Origin of the sequence: Synechococcus sp. MIT S1220, assembly GCF_047303025.1 — a bacterium.
Lineage (GTDB): Bacteria > Cyanobacteriota > Cyanobacteriia > PCC-6307 > Cyanobiaceae > Parasynechococcus.
Genome location: NZ_CP138939.1, coordinates 2,830,250 through 2,848,175 on the forward strand (window position 1 = coordinate 2,830,250; position 17,926 = coordinate 2,848,175).

Below are 17,926 nucleotides of genomic sequence, written 5' to 3' on the forward strand. Positions count from 1 at the left end.
GTCAGGACCCGACCAGGTTGACGAGCAGCCGACCATCACGACGCCCAGGGGGCTGGGGACGACCGCTGCGCCTGATGCTGCGGTTGATCCTTTTGGGCATTGGACTTGGTGTCTTGACTGGATCTGCACTCAAGGTGCTAGCCCCTCAGGTCCAGAAGCAGGACATTACCCTTCCCGAGTGGATCACTAATCAACCCTGGCTTGCCGAACAGCCCTGGTTGAAGTCGTTGAAAAGCACAACCCCTGAGAAAGATTCGGGGACTGCCGATTCCAGCAACACAACAATTCTCTCCAGCGATCGCAGGGGATTACCGCCAGGGCGATTTGAACCGAAACAGGAAATCAAAGCGCTCTCCACCAATTGGAAACAGCTCGCCGCCCCCTATGACGACCTCCAGGCAAGCGCCTACATGCTGCTTCTAGACGACGGACGTTTTGCCGAATTGGATGCACAACGTCCGATGCCTGCCGCCAGCTCCATCAAGACCCCAGTTCTTCTGGCAGCGCTGGAGCTCATCGACAACGGTGATCTGCAATGGAATGAGCCCCTCATCCTCACCAAGGAGTTGGTGGGAGGTGGTGCCGGATGGATGGCATCCAGGCCCTTGGGCAGTCGATTCCCCACCTATGAAGTTGCAACCGAAATGATCCGGGTGAGCGACAACTCGGCCACCAATCTGCTGATCGATCGCGTGGGTGGAAAAAAAGTAATCAATGCCCGTTTCCAGGCACTCGATCTCCCAGCCACGGAGGTGAACAACTGGTTACCCGATCTCAAGGGGACGAACACAACGAGTGCCCGCGACCTCAGCCGATCAATCGCCATGGTTGATATCGGGGAACGCCTGGGGCCCCGCAGCCGGGATCTCTTCCGTGAAGTAATGGCGACCTCTGTCACGAACACACTCCTGCCAAAAGGGTTACTTCAAGGACTCGGTGGAGCGCAGGGTGTTCCCGATGAGAGCCTGGCCCGAAAGGGCTACCGCGTTTACAACAAAACCGGCGACATCGGAATTGCTTACGCCGATGCCGGTCTGATTGAACTGCCAGATGGCCGCAGAGCCGTTGCCGCGTTCCTGGTGAAAGGCCCATTCAACGACCCCCGTTCAACAAACCTGATCCGAGCGATGGCAGCAGCGATGGCACCCCACCTCAAGGCCAAGCCAGCCCCTCCGCGTCCCAAACCGGTTCAACCAAATCCATCGCCCAAAGAACAAGCCGCTGCAACGACCTCGCCATGAGACCTTCTGCTGTGTTCACGGCAGCCCTGCTCAGTTTGATCACGAGCATTGCCATCCCTGCCGTTGCGGAAGAGCTGATCAATCGCCCCCAACAGGTGCGACCTCTGCCTGGTCAGCTGGACAACGTGCTGATGGTCAACGACAACAACCCAGAGTTGATCAAGGATGAAGGCATCCTGTTGTCCACCTTTCCCAACTCCGTTGAGGTTGGTCTGAACGTACCGCTCAGCGGTCGCTTCGATTTATTCAGCCACCATGTCTACGCGGGGAACGAAGACAGTCTCGATTCAACGCTGTGGATCGCTGTTCTCGCTGCACCGCTTGGCGACGGCAACGAGGACCTTCATCTACTGAGTGGCAGTACGGCCCTCTCCCAGGCCACTAAACCGGGACAAACGGCTGCACCGTTTCTCCCCCTCCCGCCGTTGATGCGCGAATCCACAGACGTGATCGCCGCTGGACCTGGCAGCCGGGTTGCCGGCGATCTGCTGAGTGGTCGCCGTGCCAAGGAACTGTCCAGGGAGCATTGGCCCCTCAAGCCAGGCGAGCCGACTGTTCTGATGGCACTGCCTATTCCCGTGCAAGGGCTGGATCCTTTGCTGAACGGCCGGAACCTGCAGCTTCGGTTTCAGAGTTCGGGGCCGGTGGCCATTGCAACCATTGCCGCCATTGGCTCGTTGGATCGTCCTCCAACAACCGAACGATGGATCACATTTCTGCGCAGCGGCAGGCTGAGTTCGAAGGAACATCAGCCGACCCCCAGAGGAGCCAAAGGGAAGATGATTTACTCCCGTGTCAGCGGGGTGCAGATTGGAAGCACTTGGCGGAGTCGTCTCGCCGATTCCGCCAGCGACATGCTTGAGGTTCCCCTTGAGCCGGTGTCTTGGCCAATCAGCAGCCTCGAGCGGGGCACACTCGGCACCGATCAGATACAAACAGCCGAACTGGATGGCTTCTATCCGGGCACGGCCTGGGCTGCCCATGGCAATTACGGCGTGAGCTATGACCTCACCCTGCCTTTGAAGAACACCCAGAAAGGGGTCATCAGCATCGAACTGGCCCTGGAATCACCAGTGAAGTCCGATGAAAATAGGGACAGCCTCAGTTTTCGTACGGCCCTCACAGGCCCAGTGATGTTCCGAGGACCCATCGAAGTGAGTGGCTTGGATGATCCTCAGGGTCAACCGCTCGGTCGGCAAAAGCTTCATCTGGTGCTTCGACAGGGACAACAGGGACCGGCCCTTGGACAACTCAGGCTCGCTCCCGGCCAAACGAGAAACGTCCGCGTGCGTTTCATTTATCCAGCGGATGCCACCCCTCCGCAGGTCCTGACGATTCGACCTGTGAAACAATCCAGGGCATCTTCAGGTCAGAGTCCGTGAGTGCACCCCGGAAGCGCAGGGTCTTCCCTTTCACGGCCGTGATCGGTCAGGAAGAGATGAAGCTGGCGCTCCTGCTCAACGTGATTGATCCACGCATCGGTGGCGTGATGATCATGGGAGACCGAGGCACAGGGAAATCCACAACCATTCGTGCTCTTGCCGACCTTCTTCCAGACATCGATGTGGTGGCGGGAGATCCATACAACAGCTCCCTCACCGATCCAGACCTCCAGAGCAGTGACGTGCGTCAGCGCCTCGAACAGGGCGAGGCCTTGACGAGTGAACCGCTCCAGGTCCCGATGGTGGATCTTCCACTGGGGGCGACAGAAGATCGTCTATGCGGGACCATCGACATCGAAAAAGCACTGAGTGAGGGTGTTCGTGCGTTCGAGCCGGGGCTGCTGGCCAAGGCAAACCGTGGCCTGCTCTACGTTGACGAAGTCAATCTTCTCGATGACCACCTCGTGGATGTTCTGCTCGATTCGGCAGCATCGGGATGGAACACCGTGGAGCGCGAAGGGGTCTCAGTGCGACACCCAGCCCGTTTCGTCCTGATCGGTTCCGGCAATCCCGAGGAAGGCGAACTTCGCCCTCAACTGCTTGACCGTTTTGGAATGAGCGTGGAGGTGCGAACGGTTCGCGACCCTGAGCTACGTGTACAAGTCGTGGACCAACGAACGACATTCGACAGCGATCCAGACGGATTCAGCACGGCGGTTGAAGCGAATCAAACGGCTCTCCAGCAGCGCGTTGTTGAAGCACAACAACGCTTGAACCAGGTCAGCATTGACGAAGACCTACGCCTGCGGATCTCGGCAGTCTGCGGCGAACTGGACGTCGATGGTCTGCGCGGCGACATCGTTACGAATAGGGCTGCCCGGGCCCTAGCAGCCTTCGAAGGTCGCACTGAAGTCAGCGAGGAGGACGTGGCCAGGGTTGCGTCCTGCTGCCTGCGCCACCGGCTTCGCAAAGACCCCTTGGAGCAGGTCGATTCAGGAAATCGCGTGGTGAAAGTGTTCTGCAAGGTGTTTGAACGAAGCGAAAGCGGGGACAAGAGTGAGTTCGAATTAGCGGTGGCGGCCTGATTGCAAGATCAAGACGAGGCAACAATCAGCCGTTGAAGTGCGAGTGAAGCTGAAGCAGAGTGAGATTCAAGCGTTAAGGAGAGAAGAATTCAGCATGCATCTAGCCAATTTTCCGGCCACAGTGAATGATTATTCTTGGAATTGACCCTGGCCTCGCCAGGGTTGGCTATGGAGTTATTGACACAGCTGGTGGCCGTCAACGCATGCTGGACTGTGGAATCATCAGGACAGATTCAGGCCAGAGCGACGGAGACCGTATGGTCGAAATTGCTCGCGACATGCGCCTGTTAATTCGAAATTGGAAACCCGAACTTGCTGCTGTTGAAAAATTCTTTTTTTATCGATCAAGTAACACAATCAGTGTTGTCCAGGCAAGAGGTGTCGTGATGATGACATTGGCACGATTTAAAATACCTACCGTGGAATTTCCTCCGATGCAGATCAAGCTGGCCCTAGCGGGCTTTGGCCATGCTGAAAAGGTCGAAGTTCTGGAAGCCGTGATGCGCGAACTGAATCTGAATGATCCACCAAGGCCTGACGACGCAGCTGACGCTTTGGCAGTGGCACTGACGGGTTGGTTCCAGCGCTAATCCGGAACGCAACAATGAAAGGAATCCCCCTCCAAGACTCCACAAATCATGCCCTGACGACTAAAAAGAGACCTTAAGAACCTCGAACCCCTCATGCATGCAACGCTGCCAAAACAGTGCAGGGGATCAAAATTGAAACTGCGAGCCGCCTCCACATGATTTTCGAAGCGGCAGTCGCTTTCAATTTGATGACAACGCTAATCCTCAAGATTTGGGGACTTGAGGTCTGAGGCATCAGTTCAAGCGATCCAGACCCCCGACGTGAGAGATCACTCGTTGCAGAATTGGCGTTGCAGCGAATTGTTCAGGAGCCAAAAGTCCATGCACTACCAGCTCGGGCAGCGAAACCGCTGAGCTGACTTGCATTCGTTCGTCTGACAAAGAATCATCGAGCCAGGCTGCTTTGCTGGTGTCGCCGAGATGCCTTACGACGAATACGGAGAAAACGATGGCTGGGAAGAGAGCGACGCAACCACTCCAGACTGCAGGTTGCGCTGGTCAACATGCAGCCATGGTGGATTAGGGAGGGCTAAAGCAAGCAGTCCAGAACTTCATAGAGCCATTTCCTCTCGAAATGATATACAGTGGCGAAGACTTAAAGGCGGAATTAGAGGAGAGGAAGCCAATAAGTCTTTCAACTGACAAGCACCAACGTTCCGATGACCTACGAACAGACTACAGCCGACCACTTAACACAGGCTGCTGAATACTATGGCCAAGCCAAAGCTCAGTCCGAGAAGAATGGCGATTATAATTTGGCTGGCACGCTTATTCTGAAAGCATTGCGAGAGGAGCGCCTTGCAAAAAGCACTGGGCCTCAAGTGATGGAGGTCATCAAAAAGAACTGGACGAGGAGCTAGAAAAACCAGCACAATTTTCGATACAGCGCATGCAAATATTTCGTTCGAATTAATAACATCAACACTTATTTAGCGATGCCGGAATACTCAAATATCTGAATTTCTTCATTGATTCCATCCTACAATTGATCATATTGCAACAAATATTTTCAGTATTTTAATACCTATCTTTCTTTGCAAGACCTCCTTTTCAACTGCCAACCTGGGATAGAACAAGGCATTACGAATAAAAACTGATCGACCTCTTCAAAGATGTCGATCAGTCTAGGATTCCTACACAATGCATTGATCATTGCCCTTAATTCATGCGTTATCAGCAATCCAAATTAATCATTGCTGTATGTTGCTCACAACAAATCTGCCCAATGGTCGGATTAAGTCAAGCCATTAGACACAAACAATTAGATCCGATACTTAATTATTTTGATTTCACGCCAACAACAAAGACCTTCCTTGCAACGACAGGAGATTCGTTGCAGGCAATCAGCATTTGCCCAGAAAAGTGGTACAAGATCACTATTTACAACAACTTCGGAAAAGAAAAAAAATGAGCAGAGGCAAGGCGTTTCTCCTAAAGACAACTAAAATTAATATTTTCCCTTTGTTGATGAATTGGTCAAGCTGTCAACTCCACAATTTTTTAAACAGCCTTGTATCAAATATAGGCGACTAAAAAACAACCTCAGCACAGCACGTCAGCGCAAAGATCCTCTGATTAGTTCCCTTAATCACTACAAGCACACTTGCCAATCAGTGCGATATTAAATGTCCCAATATGTAATAATACACCAACCGCAGGGACTGGGAAGCCTGTGGATGTTGTTGGAAAGAGCGTGCCGCTACGGCACGCTCTTTTTCTTTGACAAGAATCTTATACCCCGCTGGATAACAAGATCGTTGAACGAAACTTCTCGAATCGATCAGCTTCTTGGATCCAATCATAATTAAATGAGGAGGAGGAAGAGATCAGGTGTGACCTATAAGGGTACAAAGGCAATCGCACCGACCATCACTTAAAAGACGATTTGATTTCTGTTGCATAGCAAATAAAGATTGGGGTTCGTTCACGTCAAAAGCTGGTGTTGTCAAATTTGACTATGGCCAACCACAACAATCAAGCTGATCAAGGATCAATCGAAAAAGTTTGCTTCTACGAAGCACCAAGAGCTTAATAAAAAAGCTACGAAAGACATTCCAGCCATAGCAATAGCCCAGAACAGAGCTCAACCCTGACCAACCTCGATCGGTCGATCGAGTTAAAGCTAATACCAGAACTTTAAAGCTCCTCTTAAATTGCTTGATTCGAGAACGAATTGGATACTTTTTGTATTGCATGATACTTACAGGACATAACAGTCTGGGTGGGAACAAAACATTCACTTAGATTGATGTTAAGTGAAAGGGCAAGCATGAATTCTTCTCCCAACAAAGACGATTGGGTGAAAACACAGCGACGCAAATACAACCAGCCGATTGACATGGATTCTTTGATTTGGGTGCGAAATCACTTGATGCGTCTTGAAGCTGAGAAGCGCTGGGCAGACAGAATCTGCGTATTCGAAGAATTCTTTCCTAATGACGCGATGATTCCACGTATTGAATAGTCATCGCTATCCATTATTATCGCAGACTCAATACACTTGTCAAACGCAAATCTGCTTGAACAATACACTAATTCTATCAAATCACAGCTCAAAGAGAGAATCAAATCGCAAAAAAATTAAACGCACCTTAGCTCGAAGCAAAAGAATAAAGCCAAAAAATATGTACTCTTTCAACTTTGATCAAAATATTTGAATATTCGACCAACTAAAACGCCTCAAATCTTCGGCCAAAAATAAAGCTTCAACGAATTCAGAAGCACAGAACACGTCATTTTATGGCCATGCTTCGAGGACCTGGCAGGTGGCTTATCCTCTTCACAATGTTTCGCTTGAAAATAAAATAATTACTTACTACCTTCGCTTTTACCAAGCATTTAAGCTCCATAGGCTACAACACTCTTATGCTCAATAAATACGTAGAGGGCAATATGACGACTTTATCTTTAAAAATAAAGTCCCTCGATTATGCCTTTCACATACGCGGCAAACAATTACACGAAAGGTCGTACAATCTTCCATCGCACGCAACCTTTACAGCCTAATACCAATGAAACCAAAGGTCGCCAATTGATATCAAATCCCAGGACATGTACGAGAATAAATCGCAAAAAATTACCCGCAGACGCCGAGCACACTGGCATTCCGCTGGTTTTGCTTAAGCGCAGAAATAGACCCATGGACGTTGATCTGACATTTAATCCTGCTCGTCGCCAAGAGAGTCATATGGTGCTTTTCTCGCGAATGACGCCGTTTGGGAAGGCGAACATCATGGAAAATCAATCACCTTTCCATCCAAATCCTTCTACACACACACATTTAAAAAGTGGCACTTGATTGACTGCCTGACGCGACAATCAATTTCAAGCAGTCAAGTCATCACACAGCTTGAGACGAACCAAACCCGTTGACCGTCCACAAAACAATCATTCTGTATATTGACTGGATTCAGTCAAGAATGAGCTTGATCAGCGAAAGCTCGAAGCAAGCAGTTGCTTTCAGTTTTTGACTAAGGTGTTCTAAACACCTCTGGTGTACGTGGTAAGCCACGAAGGAATGTCTCTCAACCCTCTGTTTGATTGATCTATGTAGGGATCGTGGATGAGGGCGGGATGTGATAGTCATCCTCACGGAATCGCTCATAGATATCTAGGTCTCTGCCGCGATGAAAGGGAGTCATCCCATAGCCAGGTGAAGATTCGAGTGATGCATTCTCAGCCAACCATTAGGGACAAGCCTGTCGATCACACCCAGAGGAGCATGCGCTTGCAGCCGGCGATCCGCACAACTGATTTGGAAGAAAACCACGGCTCGAACGGAGCCCCTTCATAACCATTGATTTTTGAAGATCCTTGACTCCGTATCGACTCAGCCAAGCATTCAAGCGTCAAAAGCCACCTGTACGGCAAATCCAACTATGGCCAAATATTTTGAATGAGAAGGTAGTGGCTCGTTTTTGATTCAATGAGAACCACTGCGAATAAAGGGATTTGACGATATTTGTAACGGTGACGCCAGCAGTCAGTCAGCCAGCTGAACGCATATTTGAAGCCCTGCACCCAGCGACAGAAACCAGTCTTTGAAAGTTGGCAGGCTGTTCATTTAATGGGATTAATCGTTGACAGCATGCTCAGCAATCCGCTATGAATTAGACATCCATTGGGGATTTAATCAATGCTGACTGGTGCCGACCTCCTCGCAAAGGTGAAGGACTTGGGTGACGTCTCTAAGTCCGACCTTGTTCGGGCTTGTGGATACGTCTCGTCCAAGAAAGATGGTGGCGATCGTCTGAACTTCACAGCGTTCTATGAAGCTCTACTGGAAGCCAAAGGCGTTAACTTGGCTTCAGGTGGAGCGGCCATTGGTAAGGGTGGTCGCAAGCTCAGCTATACAGCCACGGTCCAGGGAAATGGCAATCTGCTGGTTGGCAAGGCCTACACAGCGATGTTGGACCTCAGCCCTGGCGATGAGTTTCAGATCAAATTGGGTAAAAAAGCTATTCGTCTGATTCCAGTTGGTGCTGAAGACGACGCTGAGGATTGATCACCCACTGATTCGGGAGGGTAGATCCAATGATTTTCCTCTAATTCAAAAATAAGTTCCATCCGACCCTGTCACCCTCGTGACAGGGTTTTTTGATGCTCAAGTCACGCCGTTTTCCCTGAAATCCATCAAGCTCCTAAATCTGCCTTCAGGGTGGGATCGAAAAACGCTTCCGTTCCATTGTCGACTTCAGCCAAGCTTGGAATCATTCGCTAAGCCCACCCCGGAAAAGCACAACAACACAACAACGCTTCACTGCAAAGTTTTGATGTTTCCACCCACGGAACAGTGTGATTTGAACTCACTTGTCCATGGCCTCTGAACAGACCCCTCTTATCTGCAATGACAGTTCCGTGATGATCAAGAAGGAGCTGCGCAAGCAGTACCGCGACCAACGACACAAACAGCCCTACCGAATCAATGCTCTTGATCGGCTCGTTCTTGACCAGGTTGGTCACTGGGCTTTGTCTGCCTCCTCTGAGGCTTGGCTTGGGCTGTATTGGCCATTAGCGGGGGAGATTGACCTTCGATTCCTCCGAAATCACTACAACATCGCTCTTCCCTTTTCCGGTCAGGACGGATCCATGGTTTTTCGTGAGTGGGGCCAATCAGCGTTGAAACCCGATGGTTGTGGCATCCCTGCTCCCTGCGGCGATCGAGATCTCTCCGCATCAGACCTCTTTTTGATGCTTGTTCCTGCGCTTGCGGTGGATCGCTATGGCATTCGTTTGGGGTATGGCGGCGGTTTTTATGACCGTCTACGCGCTCAACCTGACTGGCGAGCTGTACCAGCGATTGTTGTAATCGAAGCGGCTTTTTTGAGAGACACAGCGCTTCCCCGTGATGCGTGGGATGTGGCTTTTGATGGGTGGATCACGGAACAGGGAGCTGGCAGGCCCGGAATCCCCGCCGCATCATGAGCATTCAAACTGCCTTGCGATGCGATCCGTTCTTGCGACATTGCTGATATCAGCAGCTATCGGGGCACCATCCCAGGCCCACCAAATTGAAACTGCTCTGGGGTATTTGGAGGGTGAACTCGAGCTGAAAAGCGAATTCTCCAACGGAAAACCTGCCACCGGCGCTGTTATCAGATTGCTGAATGACGACGGAAGTCCTGGTCCTGAACTCGGACGCACTGACACCAATGGGCTGCTCCGGCTTGACCTCAGCGACGTGAAAGACGGACGCCATGAGCTTCAGGTCGATGGTGGCCCAGGCCATCGTGACTACTTGGAAATCCCAGTTAGCTCAGGACGTGTCCGAATCGATGAAGTCGTACAAGGTCCATTCATCATGGCGATGGTCGGCTTGCTGGTTAGCGTGCGACGTCGACGCATCTGATCAAAGCCATGGCCACCCAGACCGGCAGTGAGGCTTTGGACAAGATGGTGGAACGACTGGGCAGCACTGCAGACCCAAAACGACGCTACGAGTACGTTCTCTGGCTCGCCAAAAAACTCAAGCCCCTACCGACGGAGGAACAGACGGATGACATACGCGTCAGAGGATGCGTCTCCCAAGTGTTTGTTCGTGGAGAACTTGAGAATGGCGTTATGCACTGGCGCGGCGATTCCGATGCCCTGATCACCAAGGGTTTACTGGCACTCCTTATTCAAGGTCTGGACGGGCTCACTCCCGAGCAAGTTCAGGCCGTCGATCCGGCTTTCATTGAAGCGACAGGGCTACAGGCAAGTTTGACGCCATCAAGGGCCAATGGGTTCCTCAATATCCTGCGGATGATGCAAGCTCAGGCCCGAGCCCAGACCAGCTGACGATCGAGAGCCCACCGATTCATAGAGTCGGTGGGCTGTCAACAGTGCGGATCAACGGGAATGGTTTCAAGGATCGGCGTCGGGCTGCTGGGTCTGGGCACTGTCGGTGGTGGTGTGGCGTCAATCCTGTTGTCTCCCCAGGAGCGTCACCCTCTGGTGGCTGACCTTGAACTCAGACGCATTGCAGTGAGGGATCTCAGCCGCCCCAGACCGATCGAACTGCCTGCGGGACTCCTGACAACTGACCCCCAGGCGGTGGTTTTAGACCCCTCCGTTGATGTTGTAGTTGAAGTGATTGGTGGGATCGAACCAGCACGCAGCTTGATCATGCAAGCGATCAAAACAGGCAAATCAGTTGTAACGGCCAACAAAGCGGTGATCGCACGACACGGCCAGGAGATTGCGCAAGCGGCTGCAGAAGCCGGTGTCTACGTTCTGATCGAAGCAGCCGTCGGCGGAGGCATCCCGATCATTGAGCCGCTCAAGCAATCCCTTGGTGGGAACAGGATTGATCGCGTCAGCGGGATCATCAATGGCACAACCAATTACATCCTGACCCGCATGGCCAACGAGGGAGTGGCTTACGCAGAGGTTCTGGCCGAAGCGCAGCGTCTGGGGTATGCCGAAGCGGATCCGGCGGCTGATGTCGACGGCCTGGACGCTGCGGACAAGATCGCCATCCTTTCAACCCTGGCCTTCGGGGGAGCCGTTGACCGCAGCGCCGTACCAACAGATGGGATCAGCCAACTGCAGGGCAGGGATGTGGAATACGCAAACCAATTGGGATATGGGGTGAAATTATTGGCCGTTGCAGAACGGATGGAAGGTGCCTCCTCAGATGCGCCTCTGCCGCTGTCTCTGCGCGTGCAACCCACCCTGGTTCCCAAAGACCATCCTCTCGCCGGGGTGCATGGCGTGAACAACGCCATTCTTGTGGAAGGTGACCCGATCGGTCGGGTGATGTTCTACGGGCCAGGAGCCGGTGAAGGGCCAACGGCCTCTGCCGTTGTGGCCGATATCCTCAACATCGCGGGAATCAAACAGGCCAGTGCCGACGGCAGAGGCAGCCTTGATCCACTGCTTGCTGCGGGAAGCTGGCGCAATTGTGAACTGGTCGATTCCGACAAGATCCGCCAGAGGCATTACGTGCGTTTCAACACATCCGATACTCCCGGCGTCATTGGACGGATCGGAAGCTGTTTCGGCGATCGAAACGTCTCAATCCAGTCAATCGTGCAGTTCAACGCAACGGATGCCGGGGCTGAAATCGTGGTGATCACCCATGAAGTCAGTCAGGGTCGAATGAATGATGCTCTACAGATGATCAGAGAAATGCCGGAGGTCTCCGGACTGGCCGCTCATCTCGGGTGCCTTTGAACTCAACAGCCCTGCGCAGAAGGTCTGAAATGAACTCCAACCGAGCGATCAAAGTGTCAAGATCGATCAAGGTGCAGGTCTGTTGATTCAGAACTGTGCATTCAACGGTTCATACCGAACGCCATGCCGACGGTCGTCATTCAAGGCTGCAGCCTTTCGGACCAGCCTCCGATCATGAATCTGCATCAAGGTGACTGTGTCAACCTGCGCAGCGATGAAGGGACCTTTCAGGTGATCGGAATCGACGATCAACACGACCGTTGCTGGGTGCGTCGATGGCCAATCGACCCGAAGGGGGGTTCTCCCGTGTTCGAGATTCCGTTGGAGCAGATTGACCTAATCAGCTGTTAAATATCCTCTGTTTACTCGGACGGAGATTTGAAGTCCGATCAGATCCAATTTCAATGCGGCCTTCTGCGAGTTGCATCGACTCTTTTATTTGCTTTTGCCCAGGTGGCTTGCCAGCCGCCCGCTAATCAATCGAGGTTGACCGTCGCTTCCTCGGGAAAAATCAGTTCCCTCGATCCTGCACAGGCGAGCACGCTTGGGACCACTCAGCTGCTGAGTGCACTTGGGGACACCCTCTACAGACTTGATCAACAAGGAGAGTTAACACCACGTCTCGCCTCTTCTGCCCCGGAGATCAGCGACAACGGTCTCACCATCTCCATTCCTCTGCGCCGGGACGTTCTCTTCCACGACGGCAGCCATTTCGATGCTGAGGCAATGGCCTTCAGCATCCGCCGCTTTCTGGACATCGGAACCCTCAGTTATGTCGTGGGTGATCGGATTGCAGCGGTTGAAGTTGCTAGCCGCTATCGGCTGGTGTTGAAGCTGAATCGTCCATCCACTTCTTTAGAAGGCTTGCTCACTTCGGTGAATCTCACCCCAATTTCTCCGAAGGCTTATCTCAATTACAAAGATCGATTTCTGCACGATCGTTTCGTTGGGACTGGGCCCTACAAACTGACCAGTTTCAGCGAGCATCAACAACGCCTGGAGCCTTTTCAGAACTACTGGGACACGCAACCGAGTAACGACGGACTGGATCTGATCACCCTCAGCAACTCCACCGCTCTGTTCGGTGCCTTGACCAGTGGCGAAGTTGATGTGTTGTTGTCGGCCTCCATTGATGAAGACCAGCGGCACGCCCTGCACAACATGGCTCAGCGAGGGCAACTGCATGAAGGCCGGGGTCCGGCGATGGGAATTGGGTACGTGACTCTGCTTAGCAATGTTGAACCGCTGAACGATCGCAAGCTGCGGCAGGCATTGGCCCTCAGCCTCGATCGCCTGGAAATCAGCAAGCGTGTGAGTTATGGCCTGCGTCAACCCCTGCAATCGCTAGTGCCCCCCAGCCTTCCCGGCGGCAACCGCCCCAGCTGGCCCAGTCATAACCCCGAAGCAGCACGCAGCCTGCTGCGTGAAAGCGGCTACTGCAACGGCCGTGTCCTCAGCATCCCGCTCACATTCCGCACCAATGTTCCAGCCGACAAACTCTTCGCACTGACCTGGCAAGCACAGGTGCAACGAGACCTACCGGATTGCATGAACATCACATTGGACGGTGTGGAATCAACAACGGTGTACAGGCAGCTGGGAGAGGGGGCCTTCAAAGCCGTCATGCTCGATTGGCGAGGCAGTTATCCCGATCCAGAGGCTTACCTCACACCGTTACTGAGTTGCTTGAAGGCGAATGGCGAGATCTGCCTGGAGGGAGAAGCCGCAATCAGCGGAAGTTTCTGGTCGACCCCTGGACTGCAGAACACCCTGCGCAGCAGTGACGTCTTAAGGGGTAAGGCGCGCTTGGATCCCCTGCACCGTTTGGAAGATCTCACGGCCGAAGGATCGGCGTACATTCCAGTTTGGTTGGAGACACCCCGCGCCTGGAGCCAAACCTCGATCAGCCAACCCCGTTTTGATGGCAGCGGGCGAGTTCGCCTGAACCAGTTGAGAAGGATGGATTGATGGGACGCGCTCGCGAATTGGTGCGTTACAGCGCCACAAGGCTCGGTCTTGCGCCTCTGATGCTTTGGCTGATCGCCACCCTGGTCTTTCTGCTGCTGCGGGTCGCGCCCGGAGACCCGGTGGATGCCGTTCTTGGAAGCCGTGCTCCTGCTGACGCAAAAGCAGAGATGAGGGCCAGACTGGGCCTGGATCAGTCCCTCTTCGACCAATACTGGCACTACTTGCAGGGCCTTTTTCAGGGTGATCTTGGTCAGGCGCTGATCAACCAGGAGCCGGTGCGCTCGATCATCAATCGCACCCTCCCTGCGAGCCTTGAACTCAGCGTGATCGCCCTGATCGCTGCAGCCATCATCGGTCTGAGCATTGGCTTTAGCGGCATTGCACGTCCGGAGGGGAAGATCGATCTCAGTGGCCGGCTCTATGGCCTCGGGACCTATGCACTTCCCCCTTTCTGGGTAGCGATGCTTCTGCAACTCCTGTTTGCAGTGAGTCTTGGCTGGTTGCCTGTGGGTGGTCGCTTCCCACCGAGCCTTCTTCCGCCTGATGGAAGCGGTTTTTACCTCTTCGACTGCCTACGCAGTGGCGATTGGACAGGACTTCGAGGCACCATTCGCCACCTCATCCTTCCAGCAGGCACTCTGGCGCTGCTCTTGAGTGGGACCTTCACCACGGCACTCCGCCTGAACCTCAGAAGAACCCTGCGTAACGATTACGTCGAAGCGGCACGCAGCCGCGGCCTGACCGAACGTCAGGTCATTCTTCGGCACGGGCTACCCAATGCGCTCCTACCTGTATTGACCATTGCGGGAATCACTGTGGCGTCTCTTATCGGGGGAGCGCTGCTGATCGAGGTGACGTTCTCATGGCCAGGCATTGCGCTGCGGCTGCAAGAGGCGATCAACCAACGTGATTACCCTGTGGTGCAGGGAATTGTCGTGGTGATTGCCGCGCTCGTTGTGTTGGTGAGTGTGGCGGTGGACTTGCTTGTGGCAGCCCTTGATCCTCGGATCCGTTATTGATTTTCCCGAACCAGACGGGCGGCGTCTCGCCGATTGAGCCGGTGCCAGCGGATCGAGCCGGAACGCAAATGCCGGGAAGAACCCATCGGCTCAGCCGCTTCAACCTGCTGAAGAAAAAGGATCAGCTCCTCTGACAGCAACCGTTGAACCTCAAGAGGCTGGACACCGACCAGTTCCTCGCTCAACCGAAACAGATCATTGCCCGACCCTCCAGCCGATTGGCCTTCAACACGGATCGGGGAAAAATGGCTTGCGCCTTCGACAATCACAGCGCGACTGGCGGGATGCCCCCCTAGTGCTGACAACAATGCGAGTTGCTCACTGAGCGGAGGGGTGATCAGGTCCAACGTTCCACCCATCAGAAGCAAAGGCTGCTCAAGGTGTCCTGCCTGGAACATTGGCCAAACAAGACTTCCAAAACTGTTGATTCCGACGACAGCCCGCAACGAGGAGGTCAGGGGTTGAGCGGTCAACACCCCACTTGCCGCCAACTCGCACTGGAGCAATTGCGACAGGTTGGTGAGGGGCAAATCCTCCAAAGCGAGGTTGCAGCGCTCTCTGAGGCCATCCACCGGACTGACTCCACCAGCGAGAAGAGCCGTGAGAGCACCAAGTGAATGACCGATCAGGACCACCTGATCCCCCTCGACCGGCAGCTGACCGGAACGCTGAGCATGCAGCGCGATCTCCAGGTCCTTGATGCGTTCCAAAAGAGCCTGCTTACCAACGAATGGGCGACGTCCTTCCAGCAGCGCCTGAACGGCAGCCGCATCACTGCCGGGATGATCGAGCACTGCCACAGACCAACCCTTTGCCGCGATGGCGTGCGCCAACCAATGGAAATGCTCAGGGTCACCGCCCAGGCCTGGCATCAGAAGAACCCAGGAGCTCTGATCAGGCGACTCTGGGGAGCCGGGCCAGATCTGGACTCGCAATCCTTGCGGGCGATGGGGGGCGGAGAGCACCACCGTCCGCATGGCAGTGGTGTCCAGTTGCTCTCCAGCGGACGCTTTTGGCAAGAGCTGGGCCTTCGAGCGGGCCAGGCTCGCCGTTAGGCCCTGATGCCGTCTCATCTGACGTCGCCAACGACTGGCAGCCAGCACCAGAGCATCCAAATCCAAACGGACTTTCTCACTGGGCAACGCTTCAAGCACATCCAACACGGAAACACTCGGCTTGCTGCGCAGCAGATGCTCGAGAACAGCAAGCACCTGCTCGCTGCTGACCCGTTGGACATCTTCCACGCGCAGAAGATCTCCGAATGCATCCAGAAGCGGGACTGCCGCCCAGCTTCTCAACATCTGTTGTCCGAGGCTTCCCTGCGTCAGAACCGGGGCCTCTAGCAATCGAATCAAACCCTGCCGGCTCTCAGCATCCAAAAGCATCAACCAAGAGGTGAGCTCGGAGCGAGTTCGTCCGCCGGAGCGGACCCAGCGACCAAGCTCAGCGACGGTGATCGGGAGAACAACGCCATCGATTTCAACTTCCAGGCTCTCTGCTGCACGTAGAGGCCACAGTCCAAGGCTGAAGAGCAGCAGACTGCTCATCAATCCCATTGCGAGTCGTCGTCCTGTCGAGCGCCCGCGTAACAACGCTGAATCCTCTGCAGTGGTGGAACCAGTTTCCACCAGCTCTGAGAAATGTGACACAGCTTCGGCTTCTGGCGTCGATCGGAGCCGGTGGAGTGGTGTTCATGACACCGATGGTGTTCCACGCGATTGATTTCTCTGCAAGCCAGGTCGGTAGTGGCCTGGCGATATCAGCATTGGTGGGAACGGTCGTTCGTTTCCTAAGCGGGGCCTTGCTGGACCGTGGATTGCGGTGCTCTTGGCCGGTTCGTGCCACAACCCTCCTGGCTGTGATCGCCGACATCACACTGTTCCAATCGAGCAACTACAGCAGCTTCGTTGTCGGAGAAATCCTCTTGGGAGCTGCTGCGGGTCTGTACTGGCCCGCCATCGAACTTTCGGTTCCGCTCAGCTGTGGAGCCATGCCATCAGGACGGGGGTACGCCCTGGTCAGGAGTGCTGATGCACTTGGCTTCGGAATCGGCGCCCTCCTTGGCACCCTTGCAGCTGCAGCAGGTCATCTCCGCCTGATTTACGGAGTTGAAGCCGTCTGCATGATGTTGTTGCTGGTGTTGGTGAGCATCAAGCCTTTGGCCGATCAACGAACCTTTCAGAGGAATCAGAGCCGTCAATCCTCGCTTGAGCTTCGTCAGATCTTTTCTTGGCTGACACCTTTGCTGCCTGTTCTGGCCATCAGCATCGTGGCCACAGGCATCCTCTCGCTTGAGCAAAGCGCCCTGCCCATCGACCTGGTCCGGGGAGCTTTGGACCGACCAGGTCTATCAGAAAGTGTCAGCGGGGCCTTGATCGCTTTCCAACTCACCCTGCTTGTGTTTCTGCAGTGGCCGATTGGTCGTTGGCTGGCTGAGCGGAGTGTGCGTTTCGGCCTCAGTTTGAGCCTGAGTTGTTTCAGCCTGGCAAGTGTGCTCCTTGGGCTATCAGCTTTAACGAGGCATGGTGCCGTGCTGGTGATGCTGGCCCTGCTTCCCATGGCTCTGGCCCAAGCGGCTTTCCTGCCAACGGCTACGGAAGCGGTGATCGAGGAAACGCCTGCCGAACATCGCGGACTGGCCATGGCGCTGTTTTCTCAGTGCTTTGCGATTAGTGCTGTGGTGGCACCCCTCCTCGGAGGGAAACTGCTTGATCAACAGGGGCACGGTGTCCTGCTTTGGTTGCTGATGGCTCTGGCCTGCGTATTAATCCTGCCCACGGCCTACCGCCTGAGACCGCGTTTCGATGCCAGCGGACACGCTGCGATCCGACTTCAGAATCAGACTGCGCCTTCAGGGATCGACGTACAGGGTATCGATACTGTGGCAAGGGATCCAAGCCTGTTCAGGTCTTAGAGGTTTGGATTCACGGTCGAACAGGCGATAGAGACAGAAATCATTTTGTTGATCCAGTGATGGGCCCTCAA

At 54.0% G+C, this 17,926-nt stretch carries 17 protein-coding genes; 16 read left to right on the top strand and 1 reads right to left on the bottom strand.

What is annotated here, in order from left to right; translation table 11 throughout:
• The first annotated feature begins 17 nt into the window (after positions 1 to 17).
• The 15 genes from SIB64_RS14355 (at position 18) to SIB64_RS14425 (ending at position 14,941) form a co-directional block, all read left to right on the top strand.
• The gene (locus tag SIB64_RS14355) at positions 18 to 1,241 is read left to right on the top strand and encodes a serine hydrolase (RefSeq protein ID WP_413440871.1); all 1,224 of its coding nucleotides are present in this window, start codon (positions 18 to 20) and stop codon (positions 1,239 to 1,241) included.
• Entirely contained in the window at positions 1,238 to 2,623 is a 1,386-nt protein-coding gene (locus tag SIB64_RS14360) for a DUF3370 domain-containing protein (RefSeq protein WP_413440872.1), read from the top strand. The genes SIB64_RS14355 and SIB64_RS14360 overlap by 4 nt, the downstream gene beginning before the upstream one ends.
• Positions 2,620 to 3,708 carry a magnesium chelatase ATPase subunit I gene (gene bchI / locus SIB64_RS14365; protein ID WP_413440873.1) on the top strand — a complete coding sequence of 363 codons (1,089 nt, stop codon included), beginning with the start codon at positions 2,620 to 2,622 and terminating at the stop codon, positions 3,706 to 3,708. Before SIB64_RS14360 ends, bchI begins: the two co-directional genes overlap by 4 nt.
• A 125-nt stretch (positions 3,709 to 3,833) precedes the next feature.
• On the top strand, positions 3,834 to 4,298 hold the full coding sequence (gene ruvC / locus SIB64_RS14370; RefSeq protein ID WP_413440874.1) for a crossover junction endodeoxyribonuclease RuvC: 465 nt from the start codon (positions 3,834 to 3,836) through the stop codon (positions 4,296 to 4,298).
• A 659-nt stretch (positions 4,299 to 4,957) separates the two neighbouring features.
• Positions 4,958 to 5,158, top strand: a complete 201-nt coding sequence (locus SIB64_RS14375; protein WP_413440875.1) for a hypothetical protein — start codon at positions 4,958 to 4,960, stop codon at positions 5,156 to 5,158.
• A gap of 305 nt (positions 5,159 to 5,463) precedes the next feature.
• Positions 5,464 to 5,709: a hypothetical protein gene (locus SIB64_RS14380; protein ID WP_413440876.1), complete on the top strand. Its 246-nt coding sequence runs from the start codon at positions 5,464 to 5,466 to the stop codon at positions 5,707 to 5,709.
• 858 nt (positions 5,710 to 6,567) lie between these two features.
• Complete coding sequence (locus tag SIB64_RS14385) at positions 6,568 to 6,762, top strand: hypothetical protein (RefSeq protein WP_413440877.1); 195 nt, start codon at positions 6,568 to 6,570, stop codon at positions 6,760 to 6,762.
• A gap of 1,671 nt (positions 6,763 to 8,433) precedes the next feature.
• Positions 8,434 to 8,802, top strand: coding sequence for an AbrB family transcriptional regulator (locus tag SIB64_RS14390; RefSeq protein WP_413440878.1), 369 nt, complete (start codon positions 8,434 to 8,436; stop codon positions 8,800 to 8,802).
• Between the two features lie 311 nt (positions 8,803 to 9,113).
• Positions 9,114 to 9,722, top strand: a complete 609-nt coding sequence (locus SIB64_RS14395; protein WP_413440879.1) for a 5-formyltetrahydrofolate cyclo-ligase — start codon at positions 9,114 to 9,116, stop codon at positions 9,720 to 9,722.
• A 19-nt stretch (positions 9,723 to 9,741) separates the two neighbouring features.
• Positions 9,742 to 10,146, top strand: a complete 405-nt coding sequence (locus SIB64_RS14400) for a hypothetical protein (protein ID WP_413440880.1) — start codon at positions 9,742 to 9,744, stop codon at positions 10,144 to 10,146.
• Positions 10,147 to 10,154: 8 nt separating this feature from the next.
• On the top strand, positions 10,155 to 10,577 hold the full coding sequence (locus SIB64_RS14405; protein ID WP_413440881.1) for a SufE family protein: 423 nt from the start codon (positions 10,155 to 10,157) through the stop codon (positions 10,575 to 10,577).
• Between the two features lie 60 nt (positions 10,578 to 10,637).
• On the top strand, positions 10,638 to 11,954 hold the full coding sequence (locus tag SIB64_RS14410; protein ID WP_413440882.1) for a homoserine dehydrogenase: 1,317 nt from the start codon (positions 10,638 to 10,640) through the stop codon (positions 11,952 to 11,954).
• A 123-nt stretch (positions 11,955 to 12,077) separates the two neighbouring features.
• Positions 12,078 to 12,305, top strand: coding sequence for a hypothetical protein (locus SIB64_RS14415; protein ID WP_413440883.1), 228 nt, complete (start codon positions 12,078 to 12,080; stop codon positions 12,303 to 12,305).
• 42 nt (positions 12,306 to 12,347) lie between these two features.
• A complete protein-coding gene (locus tag SIB64_RS14420; protein ID WP_413443040.1) occupies positions 12,348 to 13,922 on the top strand; it encodes an ABC transporter substrate-binding protein in 1,575 nt (524 codons plus the stop codon).
• On the top strand, positions 13,922 to 14,941 hold the full coding sequence (locus SIB64_RS14425) for an ABC transporter permease (RefSeq protein ID WP_413440885.1): 1,020 nt from the start codon (positions 13,922 to 13,924) through the stop codon (positions 14,939 to 14,941). The genes SIB64_RS14420 and SIB64_RS14425 overlap by 1 nt, the downstream gene beginning before the upstream one ends.
• Here SIB64_RS14425 and SIB64_RS14430 read toward each other — a convergent pair.
• Positions 14,935 to 16,569: an alpha/beta hydrolase gene (locus SIB64_RS14430; protein ID WP_413440886.1), complete on the bottom strand. Its 1,635-nt coding sequence runs from the start codon at positions 16,567 to 16,569 to the stop codon at positions 14,935 to 14,937. The two genes, SIB64_RS14425 and SIB64_RS14430, sit on opposite strands and share 7 nt — an antisense overlap.
• Positions 16,570 to 16,634: 65 nt before the next feature.
• Here SIB64_RS14430 and SIB64_RS14435 point away from each other — a divergent pair, with 65 nt between their 5' ends.
• Positions 16,635 to 17,855 (top strand): MFS transporter, encoded by a 1,221-nt coding sequence (locus SIB64_RS14435; protein WP_413443041.1) that lies wholly within the window; start codon positions 16,635 to 16,637, stop codon positions 17,853 to 17,855.
• Positions 17,856 to 17,926 lie beyond the last annotated feature (71 nt).